12 protein-coding genes and 1 pseudogene are annotated in these 12264 nt (G+C 66.4%); 2 read left to right on the top strand and 11 right to left on the bottom strand.

The features are described 5' to 3' along the window. Nucleotides 1–9: 9 nt before the first annotated feature. The 6 genes from CAL26_RS26955 to CAL26_RS26930 all read right to left on the bottom strand — a co-directional run bounded on the left by CAL26_RS26955 (nucleotide 10) and on the right by CAL26_RS26930 (nucleotide 5690). Entirely contained in the window at nucleotides 10–771 is a 762-nt protein-coding gene (locus tag CAL26_RS26955) for a fumarylacetoacetate hydrolase family protein (protein ID WP_094849639.1), read from the bottom strand. Next, a complete protein-coding gene (locus tag CAL26_RS26950) occupies nucleotides 768–1226 on the bottom strand; it encodes a nuclear transport factor 2 family protein (protein WP_094849638.1) in 459 nt (152 codons plus the stop codon). Before CAL26_RS26950 ends, CAL26_RS26955 begins: the two co-directional genes overlap by 4 nt. Next, nucleotides 1223–2476: an alpha-hydroxy acid oxidase gene (locus tag CAL26_RS26945; protein WP_256988601.1), complete on the bottom strand. Its 1254-nt coding sequence runs from the start codon at nucleotides 2474–2476 to the stop codon at nucleotides 1223–1225. Before CAL26_RS26945 ends, CAL26_RS26950 begins: the two co-directional genes overlap by 4 nt. 40 nt (nucleotides 2477–2516) lie before the next feature. Next, the gene (locus CAL26_RS26940; RefSeq protein WP_306437110.1) at nucleotides 2517–3551 is read right to left on the bottom strand and encodes a Bug family tripartite tricarboxylate transporter substrate binding protein; all 1035 of its coding nucleotides are present in this window, start codon (nucleotides 3549–3551) and stop codon (nucleotides 2517–2519) included. A gap of 67 nt (nucleotides 3552–3618) precedes the next feature. After that, the gene (locus CAL26_RS26935) at nucleotides 3619–4506 is read right to left on the bottom strand and encodes a TauD/TfdA dioxygenase family protein (protein ID WP_094849637.1); all 888 of its coding nucleotides are present in this window, start codon (nucleotides 4504–4506) and stop codon (nucleotides 3619–3621) included. Between the two features lie 17 nt (nucleotides 4507–4523). After that, nucleotides 4524–5690 (bottom strand): iron-containing alcohol dehydrogenase family protein, encoded by a 1167-nt coding sequence (locus CAL26_RS26930; RefSeq protein WP_094849636.1) that lies wholly within the window; start codon nucleotides 5688–5690, stop codon nucleotides 4524–4526. Nucleotides 5691–5806: 116 nt separating this feature from the next. Here CAL26_RS26930 and CAL26_RS26925 point away from each other — a divergent pair, with 116 nt between their 5' ends. Then, complete coding sequence (locus CAL26_RS26925; protein WP_094849635.1) at nucleotides 5807–6712, top strand: LysR family transcriptional regulator; 906 nt, start codon at nucleotides 5807–5809, stop codon at nucleotides 6710–6712. Here the strand turns inward: CAL26_RS26925 and CAL26_RS26920 are convergent. From CAL26_RS26920 to CAL26_RS26900, 5 genes are all read right to left on the bottom strand, one after another. After that, nucleotides 6687–7616 carry a LysR family transcriptional regulator gene (locus CAL26_RS26920; RefSeq protein WP_094850109.1) on the bottom strand — a complete coding sequence of 310 codons (930 nt, stop codon included), beginning with the start codon at nucleotides 7614–7616 and terminating at the stop codon, nucleotides 6687–6689. The two genes, CAL26_RS26925 and CAL26_RS26920, sit on opposite strands and share 26 nt — an antisense overlap. 92 nt (nucleotides 7617–7708) lie before the next feature. Next, on the bottom strand, nucleotides 7709–8875 hold the full coding sequence (locus CAL26_RS26915) for a CaiB/BaiF CoA transferase family protein (RefSeq protein WP_094850108.1): 1167 nt from the start codon (nucleotides 8873–8875) through the stop codon (nucleotides 7709–7711). Nucleotides 8876–8894: 19 nt separating this feature from the next. After that, entirely contained in the window at nucleotides 8895–10052 is a 1158-nt protein-coding gene (locus tag CAL26_RS26910) for an acyl-CoA dehydrogenase family protein (protein WP_094849634.1), read from the bottom strand. A 42-nt stretch (nucleotides 10053–10094) separates the two neighbouring features. Continuing rightward, nucleotides 10095–10973 carry an FAS1-like dehydratase domain-containing protein gene (locus tag CAL26_RS26905; protein WP_094849633.1) on the bottom strand — a complete coding sequence of 293 codons (879 nt, stop codon included), beginning with the start codon at nucleotides 10971–10973 and terminating at the stop codon, nucleotides 10095–10097. Between the two features lie 192 nt (nucleotides 10974–11165). Then, a complete protein-coding gene (locus CAL26_RS26900) occupies nucleotides 11166–11489 on the bottom strand; it encodes a DUF4148 domain-containing protein (RefSeq protein WP_179283494.1) in 324 nt (107 codons plus the stop codon). Between the two features lie 278 nt (nucleotides 11490–11767). On the opposite strand from CAL26_RS26900, the pseudogene CAL26_RS28775 reads away from it, so the two are divergent. Next, nucleotides 11768–12148: pseudogene (locus CAL26_RS28775) on the top strand (MerR family transcriptional regulator); the annotation flags it as partial. Nucleotides 12149–12264 lie beyond the last annotated feature (116 nt).

Below are 12264 nucleotides of genomic sequence, written 5' to 3'. Positions count from 1 at the left end.
AGGGGCTTTCTATTTTGCCCGTACGAAGCGATTCGTCAACGTGCCCAGTCCGGTGATGGAGATATCGACCACGTCGCCGTCGCGCAGGTCCGGCGAATGTCCGTCGGTCCCCATCCACAGGATGTCGCCGGGGTACAAGGTCAGGTAACGGCTCATCGTGCTGATGAACCGGTCGATGCCGAACAGCATATCGTCGGTGCGAAACCGCGTGCGTTCCTCGCCGTTCAGCCGCACCACGGTTTCCATCGCGTCCACATCGGCCTGGGTTTCTATCCAAGGCCCCATGGGCTTGAAGGTATCGCTGTTCTTGGCGCGCCAGAATGTGCGGTCCGAACCCTGCCACACCCGTTCGCTGACGTCGTTGCCGATGGTGTAGCCGAGCACGCAGCGGCGTGCTTCCGCCTCGCTGACGTTGCGCGTCTTCTTGCCGATCACCACCACCAGCTCGCCTTCATAATGAACCTTGGTGGCGTCGGCGGGCATGACGACGTCCTGCCCATGCGCCAGCAGCGCGTTGTTGGCGCGGTAGCCCACGTCCGGCTGCGTGGGAATCTTCAGGCCTTCGGTGCCGATGTGCGTGACGTAGTTCAGGCCCACGCAGTAGAAGGTGGGAGGCACTACCGGTACTTCCAGGCGCACGTCGTCCAGGCGGACGGTTTCGCCGGTTTTCTCATATCCCTGGAAGGGATCGCCGCGCACGGCGGCGATGCGCTCGCCTTCCAGGATGCCGTAGCCGGTGCGGCCCGCCTGCGTATAGCGTATCCACTTCATTGCGTGTTCCTCGTGATGGTCTGGGCCTCGCTGGCCTGGGCCTGCATCGCGAAGCTCGGTTCGTCGTTGCGCATGCGGGCGATCAGCCAGGCGTCGTCCAGGCGCACCAGCTCGATATGCGTCGTACGGATGTTCTCGATCCCGGACAGCGGCGCGGGGCCTTGCAGCGGGCGGCCGGAATCATGGCGCACCACCAGCATATAGCCGCGCATGACGCAGCGCCGCTCGTCCGCCTGGTCGGCGTACAGGTTGCTGATCAGGTGATGGATGCGCATGGTCGGCGATCGCGCCGACAGTGCCCGCAATACGTCCGCACGGCCGTTCAGGATCTTGCCCTGGCGATGCCATATGCCATCCGGCGTCATGCGGCCGACCAGGCTGTCGTAGGCATTGTCGTCCAGGTCGCGAAAGAAGCCCATGACCTGATTGCGGCACAGGCTGATCGTGTCGTTCATTCCAGCTCCTTGGCGTAACGGTGCGCGGCATCCGGCGGCTGCCGCGGTGCTTCGGCACATGCCAGGGCGGACGCGGCCCAGGGCATGGTCAGGGCGTCCGGCATGCGCAGGACATCGCGCGAAATACCCGCCAACGTCGGCGTGCCGCACAGCTGCATGGTGCGCGCCAGTTCGTCGGCCAGGATGTGCAGCGCGCGCTGCACGCCCGCCTGGCCGCCGGCCAGCACGCCATACAGCGTCGCGCGCCCCGTCAGCACGCCCGCCGCGCCCAGCGCCAGCGCCTTGTAGACGTCGCTGCCGCGCCGCACGCCGCCATCCAGCAGCACCGGCACCCGGCCCCGCGCCGCCGCCACGACGGCGGGCAGGGCGTCCAGCGTGGCGATACCGGTATCGAGCTGGCGTCCGCCATGGTTGGACACCACCAGGGCGTCCGCGCCCAATGCGACGATGGCGTCGACGTCGGCGGGATGCACCACGCCCTTGACGATGAGCATGCGCGGCCAGCGGTTGCGGATGCGCGCCAGCGCGGCCAGGTCGAAGGCGGGATCGTAATTGCGGCCCGCCACGGACTGCATGGCCTTGCGGTTGCTTTCGACTTTCTTCATGCCGGCCAGACTGGGCATGACGGGCGGCCGGCGTACCAGCATGTCCAGCGACCACGCAGGACGACGCGCGAACTGCCAGAAATTGCGCGGCGTGATCTTCATCGGAAAGCCCAGCCCATGCGCCAGGTCGCGCTCGCGCTTGCCGCCCACGGGCAGGTCTACAGTGATGACCAGGCCTTCATAGCCGGCCGCCAGCGCGCGGCCGATCAACGCGTCCAGCCTGGCCTTGTCCTGCAGGATATAAGCCTGGAACCAGAGCCGGCCCGGCGCCTGTTCGGCGATTTCCTCGATGGACGCCGTCGCCGACGTCGATAGCGCGTAGGGCAGCTCCAGCCGGGCTGCGGCACGCGCCAGCGCCACGTCGCCGCCGCGCCAGCCGAAACCGACCGCGCCGGTGGGCCCGATGGCCAGCGGCAGCTGCGCGCGCCGGCCCAGCAGCATCGCGCTCGGGTCGACCCGCGACACATCGCGCAGCACCCGCGGCAACAGGCGGACGCGGCGGAACGCGTCCACGTTGTCGCGCAAGGTGACCTCGTCTTCCGCGCCGCCTTCGAAGAAGTCGAACACGGGCGCGGGCAGGCGCGCGCGCGCGGCCGCCCGCAGCCGGTCGACGGAGTAGCAATCGTCCAGCGCGATGCCGCTCACGGTGCGCCATCCTCGGGGCGAGGGGATCCGGGCCGCATGGTCAATTTCCCGAATCGTCGGCGGTCACGTTGCCCTTCCTGATGACGTCCGCCCAGCGCGCCTTGTCCTCGATCAGGAACTGGCGGAAGTGCGCCGGGCTGTCTGCGACCACCACGGCGCCCAGTTGCGCCAGCTGTTCGCGCACGGCGGGCTTGGCCAGCGCGTCCACGGCCGCCTTGTTCAGCTTGTCGACGATGGCCTTGGGCGTGCCGGCCGGCGCCAGCATGCCCACCCAGGGCGCGCCCTGCTCAAAGCCCTTGTAGCCCAGGCTGTCCATGGTGGGGACGCCGGGAAAGTCTTTCTCCGGCTTGTCCGTGCCCACGGCCAGCACGCGCAACTGCTTGGCGGCGACATAGTTGGCGATGCCCACGCTGGGGTAGAACATGAAGCTGATGCGCCCCGCCACCATCTCCTGCAGGGCCGGGCCGTTGCCCTTGAAGGGCACGTGGACCATCTTGATCCCGGCTTCGGTCGCCAGCATTTCGGCGGCCAGGTGGGCCGAACCGCCCACGCCCGACGAACCGAACGTCAGCTTGCCGGGATGCGCCTTGGCGTCCGCGATCAAGCTGGGCAGGTCCTTGTACGGCGAGTTGTAATGGGTGACCAGCAACATCGGGTTGTTGGCGAAGTTGGTGACCGGTTCGAACGCCTTCACCGGATCGTAGTCATAGCGCTTGGGATACAGCAGCGGATTCACGTTCAGCGTCAGCGACGTGACCAGCAGCTTGTAGCCGTCGGGCGGCGCGCGCATCACATCGGTGGCGGCGATCGACGCGCTGGCGCCCGGCTTGTTCTCGACCACGACGGAAGCGCCCAGGCTTTCCGTCATCTCCTTGGCCATGACGCGCGCGATGACGTCGGTGGGGCCGCCGGCGGCGTAGCCCACCACCATGCGTATCGGCCGCGACGGATAGTCATCGGCGCGCGCGGCGGCGCTCGTCGCGGCCATCGCGGCGATGCCGAAGACGGCCGCGATGGCCATCTTCGCCACGGCGTCTCCTGCCGGTGCCCGGCCGGCCATGTCTCGTACCTTCATGTCTGTCTCCTCGTTGTAGGCGGCGTGGGCCGCTTATGTGGCGCCGCTCGTCGTCCCGAGCGCGCGATCATGTCCGTCCTGCGAACGCCTCCGGAAAATACTTGTCCGCCATGACCTGGCAGCGCTTGATCAGGCGCGGCTCATCGGGCCGGTAGTCGGCCACCGCGTTATGGATGGTGCCCATGTTGTCCCACATCAACACATCGCCTTCGGTCCAGTTGTGGCGATAGCGGTACTTGTCCTGCAGCTGGTGTTGGAACAGGAAGGCCAGAACTTCGGCGCTGCGCGCCTCGGTCATTTCGTTGATGCGCATCGAATAGCCGGGATTCGCATACAGCACCTTGCGGCCGGTGATGGGATGCGTCAGGAACACCGGATGGGAAACCGGCGGTTTGCGGCGGCGCTGCTCCTCCGTCAAGGGCGGCCGCGTGCTGCCTTTTTCGCGCCGCATCATCTCCCAGAACTTGTTGAAGTCGTGGGTGACGGTCATGCCGTCCAGCTCGTCCTTCAAGGCCTGCGGCAGGCCATCGTAGGCCGCGTGCATATTGCAGAACTCGGTATTGCCCAGCGATCGGCCGTCGCGCACCGGAATGCGTATGCCATACAGCACATTGCTGAACGCGATGGTGCGGCTGTACGACATATCCGTGTGCCAGTCCTGCCCGGCGTCGCTCAGGCCTATCGGCTTGCCGTCCTCGACGATGTTCGACAGGATCATGACCTCGGGGATATCCGGCTCGTGGTAAAGATTGGCCACGTTCACTTCCAGCGTGCCGAAGTTCCGCGCGAAGCGCTTCAGCGATACGGCGTCCAGCTGCTGGCGCGGAAAGCACACGACGCCGTAGCGGCCCAGTGCCTGCTCTATCGCGCGATAGGCCTCCGGCGACAGCGGCCGGGCCAGGTCCATGCCTTCGATGCGCGCGCCCAGCGTGGCGCCGCTTTCGACGATTTCCATGTTGTCTCCTGCTGTATCTAGAAGGCCTGCCGCAAGATCGCGAGCACGTCGCTCGCGACAGCAACAGGCCGGGGATTGAGCGCCAGGCCTCGCTCCGTCATCACATGCCCGGCAATATCCGGCAGCACGTCCGCCGGGACACCCAGGTCGCGCAGGCGGCGTGGCAAGTCCAGGTCGTCGGCCGTCCGCGCCAGCCAATCCGACAGGCTGTCGTAGCGGCGCGCGGACCGCGCGCCGCTACGATTGACGCAGTCCAGCGCGGGCGCCAGCAATGGCCCGGCCACGGTTTCGTTGAAACGCAGGGCATGCGGCAGGATGACGGTATTGACCAGGCCGTGCGGCAGATTGAGGCGCGCGCCCACCACGTGGCAGATGGCGTGATGCAGGCAGCTGCGCGCCATCGCCAACGCCATGCCGGAGACGTGGGCAGCGGCCAGGATCAGGCGGCGCTGTACCGTCTCTTCAGGCAGGGGCGAGCCCAAGGCCTGGGCGAACAGCGCCACACCCTGCATCGCCATGCCGTCGGACACGACGGACCGGCCTTTCGAATACAGGCTTTCCAGGCAATGCGCGACGCCATTCATCGCCGTGTAGCGCATGGTGGCCAGCGGCACGTCCTGGCTCAGCAGAGGATCGATCAGGATCGCCGCGGCCGATACCTGGCGGTTCCAGAACATCAGCTTGTCATGGCCACCGTCCCGCACGCCGAAGGAAGACGTGGTCTCCGCGCCGGACGCGGTGGTGGGGACCGCGATGATGGGCAGCTTGGCTTCGATGCGGCGCGGTATGTACACGGTCGACGGCGGCTGGAACACCGTCACATGATCCGCCAGGCGTCCGCCTTCCGCCAGCAGCAAGGCCAAGGCCTTCGCCGTGTCGGCCACGCTGCCGCCGCCAACGGCAACCAGGCAATCGGCGCCGAAAGCCGCGATTTCCGGCGCCATTGTTTCTATTAAACTGACACTGGAATGTGCCGGGATGCCGGCGCGCTGCAGCACGGCCATGCCGTCCAGCGAGCGCAGCAGGGCGACGTAGGGCGGTGCGCTGGCGATCCGATCCTGCGTCAGGACCGCCGGGCGCTTCAATCCACGCGCGCGCAGCTCGTCTCCCAAGGCATGCGCGGCGCCCTCGCCGAAGCGTACGTGCGTGCCGAACAGGTGGTAGTCGAAGTCGACGGGGATCATGCGATGCGGGCCGGTGGAAAGCGGCTCTCGATTCGGGATGGATCAGTTTAGTGAGCGCCCGGCTGGCGCATAAGAGCCGGCGAACGAAATCATTTTTTCCATATTGGAAACAGTCGATGGACCTGATCGAATGCATGGAGGTCTTCCAGGAGGTCGGCAGGAGCCTCAGCTTTTCGAAGGCGGCCGAAAGCAGGGCATCCAGCCGTTCGTCGGTCACCAAGAAGATCGCCTGGCTGGAAAGCTATTTCGGCGTGCAGCTGTTCAACCGCAACACCAAGCACGTCAGCCTTACCGAAAGCGGCCGGCTGCTGCTGGAAAACGCCGATACGCTGGCGCTGGCGACGCGCAACCTGAAGGAACTGGTGCAGGGTCCCGTACGTACCCCGACCGGCCGCATCCGGTTGGGCACGCCGCCGTCTTTCGGCGCGGTACACCTGGCGCCCGCGATCGACGAGTTCCTGCGCCGCTATCCCGCCATCAAGCTATCGCTGCTGCTGGATGACGGCCGCAGCGACCTGATCGCGGAGAACATGGACCTGTCCGTGCGCATCGCCCCACGGCTCAAGGACACCAACCAGATCGCGTACCTGATTACCGTGGTGCCGCAGGTCATCGTCGCCACGCGCGCCTACCTGCAGGCGAACGGCACGCCCGCCACGCCCAAGGACCTGGAGCAGCACAACTGCCTGGTGCACAGCCTGAAGGCGCCGACGAATATGTGGACCTTCACCGATGCCGGCAACAACACTCAGGTGGCGCACGTGTCTGGCACCTTCAATTCCAACCTGGGCGAATCCATCATGCATATGGCCAAGCTGGGCCACGGCATTTCCATGCACCCGCGCTACATGGTGGAGAGCGCGCTGAGAGCCGGCACGCTGCAGGTCGTCATGCCGGAATACCGGCCGGAAGGCCTGGACATCTACGCCATCGTGCAGAGCAAGCGGCACCTGCCTTACAAGGTCAGGCTGTTCGTCGAACACCTGCGGCGCTGGTTCAAGGACGCGGAATGGAAGCAGTAGGATCAGCGGCCGACGCCGGCGCGTCCGCCATCAGCCTTTCCACCAGGGCGCGCGCGAACGGCGGCAGATCGCCGAGCGCGCGCACGCAGATCTTCAGCTTGCGCTCGGCCCAGGGATCGTTCAAGGGAATGATGGCGAGACTCATGGCGCGCGCATGGCGCCGCGCCACGGATTCCGGCACCACGCCGATGCCGACCCCGGCCTCTATCATCCGGCACACCGCTTCGAAGTTCCCCACCTGGATGCGCAGCTTGATGCGGCTACCCAGCGCCTGTGCTGCGTTGTCGATGAACATGTGGATCGCGCTGGACGTGGTCAGGCTGACGTAGTCGTCGTGCAGGGTCTGCGCAAAATCCACCGAAGCCAGCCGCGCCATCGGATGCTGCATGGAGGTCGCCAGCACCAGGCGGTCGTCGCGATAGGGCAGCATCTCCAGCGCGCCGGCATGCACGTTGCCCGCGACGATGCCGATATCGGTCGCGCCGTCCGCCACGCCCTTGACGATCTCGGCGCTCAGCACCTCCCGCAGGTCCACATTGACGTCGGGATGGTCGCGCAGGAACGTGCTCAGCCCGTCGGGCAGGAATTCGCTGATGGCGGTGGTGTTGGCCCAGATGCGCACGTGGCCCTTGATGCCCTCGCCGTATTCCTGCATGTCGCCGGCCAGATGCTGGACACGCTCCAGCACCAGGCGGGCATGGTGCACGAAGGACTCTCCCGCCGGCGTGGGCGTCATGCCCTGGCTGCTGCGATACAGCAGGGGAAATCCCAGGTCGCGCTCCAGGTTGCGGATGCGCGCGCTGGCCGCGGGCGCCGACAGATGCGATCGTTCGGCCGCGCGCGCCAGGTTGTGGGTATCGGAAAGGTGTACGAGTAGGCGCAGGTCGACGAAATCGAAATGCATATCCGCGCGGCCGGACAGTATGGATACCCGCATGGTAACCGAGCAGGTCGCCCCGCGTGCCCGGCCTGGCGCGCGGCTGGATCGCCGGCGCGTCAGATGACGTTCGCGGCGCGCAGTCGCGCGATGGCTGCGGCGTCATAGCCCAGCTCGTCCAGGATGGCGTCCGTGTGCTGGCCCAGCGCGGGCACGGCGTCCATGCGCGCCGGCATCCCCGGCGGCAGCAGGGCGGCGATGGCACCGCCGGGCGCATCCACCTGGCGCCAGCGGTCGCGCGCGCGCAGTTGCGGATGCGTCCACACATCGTGCATGGTGTTCATCCTGGCATTCGCGATACCGGCGCCGTCCAACCGCTGCACGACCTGTTCCGCCGTCAGTGCGCCAAAGGCCTCGACGATCAGCGCGCGCAAGTCGTCGCGGGCGGCCGAGCGCGCGGAATTCGTGGCGAAGCGCGCATCGTCCGCCAGCGCCGGCTGCCGCAGCACTTCCGCGCAGAAGACCTTCCACTCACGCTCATTCTGCAACCCGAGCATGACCGCCTTGCCATCGCCCGTGGGGAAGGGCCCATAGGGATAGATGGTCGCATGCGACGCACCGGCGCGCGGCGGCGCGGGCTGGCCGTCCATCGCGTAGTACAGAGGGTATCCCATCCACTCCACCATGCTTTCCAGCATGGACACGTCGATGCGGCAGCCCCTGCCGGTGCGCCCGCGCAGCAGCAGCGCATTCAGGATATTGCTGTAGGCATACATGCCGGCCGCGATATCGGCGATGGAGCAACCGGCCTTGGCCGGTTCGTCGGCGGTGCCGGTCACGGACAGGAAGCCCGATTCGCTCTGTATCAGCAGGTCGTAGGCCTTGCGATCGCGGTAAGGGCCGTCCGCGCCATAGCCCGAGATGTCGCAGACGATCAGGCGCGGGTGGCTTGCGGACAAGGCGTCGTAGCTCATTCCCATGCGGTCCGCCGCGCCGGGCGCGAGGTTCTGCACCAGCACATCCGCATCGGCGACCAGCGCGCGCAGGATGCGGCGCGCCTCCTCCTGCTTGAGGTCCAGCGTCAGGCTTTCCTTCGAGCGGTTGGTCCAGACGAAATGGGACGCCTGCCCGTGCACGCGCTCGTCGTAGCGGCGCGCGAAATCGCCCACGCCAGGCCGTTCGATCTTGATGACGCGCGCGCCCTGGTCGGCCAGTTGCCGCGTGCAGAAAGGCGCCGCGATCGCATGCTCCAACGCGATTACCTTGATGCCATCCAGCGGTCTGATGATCGGCTCCTTCACGATGCTAGAAAGACCTGGGCAGTCCCAGGACGTGCTCGGCGATGTACGACAGGATCAGGTTGGTCGATATGGGCGCCACCTGGTACAGCCGCGTCTCGCGGAACTTGCGTTCGACGTCGTACTCGCTGGCGAAACCGAAGCCGCCGTGGAATTGCAGGCAGGCATTGGCCGCTTCCCAGGAAGCATCGGCGGCCAGCAGCTTGGCCATGTTCGCCTGCGCCCCGCAGGGTTCGTGCGCATCGAAGCGCCGCGCGGCATCGAAACGCATCAGGCTGGCGGCCTCCACATTGACGAAGGCGCGCGCGATCGGAAACTGCACGCCCTGGTTCTGCCCGATCGGGCGGCCGAACACCACGCGTTCCCTGGCATACGCGCTGACCTTGTCGACGAACCAGTAGCCGTCGCCTATGCACTCCGCCGCGATCAGGGTGCGCTCGGCGTTCAAACCGTCCAGGATGTACCTGAATCCCTGGCCTTCCACGCCGATGCGATTCTCGACCGGAATCTCCAGGTTCTCGAAGAACAGCTCGTTGGTTTCGTGGTTGACCATGTTGCGGATGGGCCGCACCGTCAGCCCCTTGCCCACCGCGTCGCGCAGGTCGACCAGGAAAATGGACATGCCTTCGGACTTGCGCGCCACGTCGGCCAGCGGCGTGGTGCGCGCCAGCAGGATCATGAGGTCGGAATGCTGCACACGCGATATCCAGACTTTCTGCCCATTCACGACATAGCGATCGCCACGGCGTTCCGCGGTGGTCTTGATCCGGGTGGTGTCGGTGCCGGTGGTGGGCTCGGTCACCCCCATCGACTGCAGGCGCAACTCGCCGCTGGCGATCCGCGGCAGATAGGCGCGCTTCTGTTCGTCGGAACCATGGCGCAGCAGCGTGCCCATGTTGTACATCTGTCCGTGGCACACACCGGCATTGCCGCCCGAACGGTTGATCTCTTCCATGATGACCGAGGCTTCGGTCAGGCCCAGGCCGGAACCCCCGTACTCCTGCGGGATCAGCGCGGCCAGCCAACCGGCCTTCGTCAAGGCATCGACGAAGGCCTCGGGATAACCGCGCGCCTCGTCGATCTCGCGGAAGTACTCGGGCGGAAATTGCGCGCACAGATCGCGCACCGCTTCGCGTATATCCTGGAAGGACTCTTGCGGATTCATGGCTGCCATCGTCGATCCCTTGTTGGCCCCTTGTTGGCCCCATCAATCTATCGTGGCAGTGGCCTGCATGCCGAGCTTGCCGTCGTGGTCCTTGGTCCACAGGCCGACTTCGCCCTTGCCCTGCGGTCTGCCGCATACGGTCAAGGCGTTGTCCGCGAAGCACGGGCGCATGGCGCGGAACGCGAAGCTACGCAGCTTCGCGTCCGGCAGCTCCCGGTGCAGCAGGTCGACCAGCAGCGTGGCGATCAAGGGACCATGCACGATCAGGCCGGGGTAGCCTTCCTCACCCGTGACGTACGGATGATCGTAATGGATGCGATGGCTGTTGAAGGTCAACGCCGAATAGCGGAATAGCAGCACCGGGTCGGGACGCAGGGTGCGAGACCACGTTTCGCCATCCGGCGCGGCGGCGGCCTGGGAACCTGGCGGACGCGCTGCCGCGGCGGCAGGGGCGCCGGCAGGGGCGCCGGCCGAAGACGACACATCGCGATAAACGATGTCGTGTTCTTCTTCGACACGGATCTCGTCGTCCACCGAGTAGCGGTGCAGCACGGTCACGAACACCAGGCGGCCGCTGCGCCCCGTCTTGTCCTCGATGTGCGTGATCGTCGACTCCCGCGTCGCCCGCTCGCCCACACGCAGCGGCGCCCGGAAGGTCAACCGGCCGCCCGCCCACATCCGCCGTGGCAGCGGCACCGGCGGCAGGAAGCCGCCGCGCTTCGCATGCCCATCGGGCCCGACGTCATCCATGGGCGTAACCGGCAGGAAGTACAGCCAATGCCACAAGGGCGGCACCACACCGCGGGGATCGTCCCGTCCCAGCGTGGCGGCGAGCGCGGCCAAGGGGAAAGGCGTGATCAGATCCTGGACCGTCTCGGTCTTGTCCAGCCAGTCTTCAAGCGGTGCATGATCATTGGGCATGCGCGGGGCTCCTCGCGTGGCAATGCCCTCACTATGCGCCCGCCGGCCGCTTTCGCGAAGTCGCTTTTGCTTAAGGCGGGGTTAGGGGCGGGTTAAGCGAAACGACTGCGCGCCCCCCAGCGCCGGCTCCAAAAGCGATCGGCCCCCTGGGATACAGGGGGCCGACCTGGTCTTGACGCCGCTCGGTGGCGATCAGCCTTGGAAGGGCTGGTTGTCGATGTCGCCGAAGGCGATGTCGCCATGCACGCCGCCGCCTTGGGCAACCGCGGGCACCGAAGCCACGTCGGCTTGCGCGGTGAAAGGCGCGTTGTCGCTGTCGGCGTTGGCGGTCAGGCCGGCGGCACGGGCTTGTTCCAGCTGCGCGACGACCTGGTCGCGGCTCACGCTGCTGGCCGATTGGCCGTAGACGCCTTGGAACGGCGTGTTGTCCGAATCGCCACGGGGCGTCGCGGCTTGCGCGGCGCCGATGGCGGCAAAGGAAAGAACAAAAGCGGAAACGATGGTCTTGGCATTCATGACAGTACTCCTAGTCCTGGTTAAGTGATCCGGGCCGTGCATCGCGGTTCTGAGGGTTCAGGGAAGTTCGCGATGTCCGTTGCTGTTCCCGATGAGACGTATTCTGTGCTTCCAGGGGCTAGGGATAAACCCGTATTCACGAGAATCACCTTTCCATTCGCTCGCACAATCCATGCACATTCCCTGCCCACGAAGCGGCAAGATGTGCAATCAAGGCGCTGCGGCTATACGAGCAACACGGCCTGATGAAACCTGGCCGCACGGCGCCGGGATACCGTTCGATGGGCAGCGGAAGGACCATACTGGCCCGGCAACTCGCCGAGACGCTGCCGAACGCGAGTTTCCTTGGCCTGGATCGGCTGAATGATGAATGCGCTGCAGCGAAGACCCGGCTGGCAAATGACCGCGCGCTCGAATTGCGCGTCGCCCAGGCGCTGGCATGGCTCGCGGAAGAAGGCGCAACAGGATCCGACGCGCTCTTCAGCCATTCTGGATCTCGCGGCGGTGGGACCGGACGAGGCCATCCTGCTTTGCCCCGCGAATCACAGCCCCCGAGTCGCGTAGCGCCTTATCCCGGCGCGCCGGGCTACGAAGCCGTCGCGACATGCCTGGCACCGCCCGAGGTACGCGAGCGGATAGCGAAACGCCCCGGCGGCTGAACGACATCGGCACGAACGAGGCAAACGAGGCGAGCACAACGGCGCCCCGCACAAAGCAATCGGCCCCCTAGACTGCAGGGGGCCGACCGTACTACGCACCACACCGAGAGGACTGC

It is taken from the genome of Bordetella genomosp. 9 (genome assembly GCF_002261425.1).
GTDB lineage: Bacteria > Pseudomonadota > Gammaproteobacteria > Burkholderiales > Burkholderiaceae_B > Bordetella_C.
The sequence above is the reverse complement of the archived record's forward strand: the minus strand, read 5'-3'. Positions and strand labels throughout refer to the sequence as shown.

Coding starts and splice junctions, on each gene's coding strand:
- CAL26_RS26955 (WP_094849639.1), bottom strand. CDS start 771: ATGAAGTGGATACGCTATACGCAGGCGGGCCGCACCGGCTACGGCATC.
- CAL26_RS26950 (WP_094849638.1), bottom strand. CDS start 1,226: ATGAACGACACGATCAGCCTGTGCCGCAATCAGGTCATGGGCTTCTTT.
- CAL26_RS26940 (WP_306437110.1), bottom strand. CDS start 3,551: ATGAAGGTACGAGACATGGCCGGCCGGGCACCGGCAGGAGACGCCGTG.
- CAL26_RS26935 (WP_094849637.1), bottom strand. CDS start 4,506: ATGGAAATCGTCGAAAGCGGCGCCACGCTGGGCGCGCGCATCGAAGGC.
- CAL26_RS26930 (WP_094849636.1), bottom strand. CDS start 5,690: ATGATCCCCGTCGACTTCGACTACCACCTGTTCGGCACGCACGTACGC.
- CAL26_RS26925 (WP_094849635.1), top strand. CDS start 5,807: ATGGACCTGATCGAATGCATGGAGGTCTTCCAGGAGGTCGGCAGGAGC.
- CAL26_RS26920 (WP_094850109.1), bottom strand. CDS start 7,616: ATGCATTTCGATTTCGTCGACCTGCGCCTACTCGTACACCTTTCCGAT.
- CAL26_RS26910 (WP_094849634.1), bottom strand. CDS start 10,052: ATGAATCCGCAAGAGTCCTTCCAGGATATACGCGAAGCGGTGCGCGAT.
- CAL26_RS26905 (WP_094849633.1), bottom strand. CDS start 10,973: ATGCCCAATGATCATGCACCGCTTGAAGACTGGCTGGACAAGACCGAG.
- CAL26_RS26900 (WP_179283494.1), bottom strand. CDS start 11,489: ATGAATGCCAAGACCATCGTTTCCGCTTTTGTTCTTTCCTTTGCCGCC.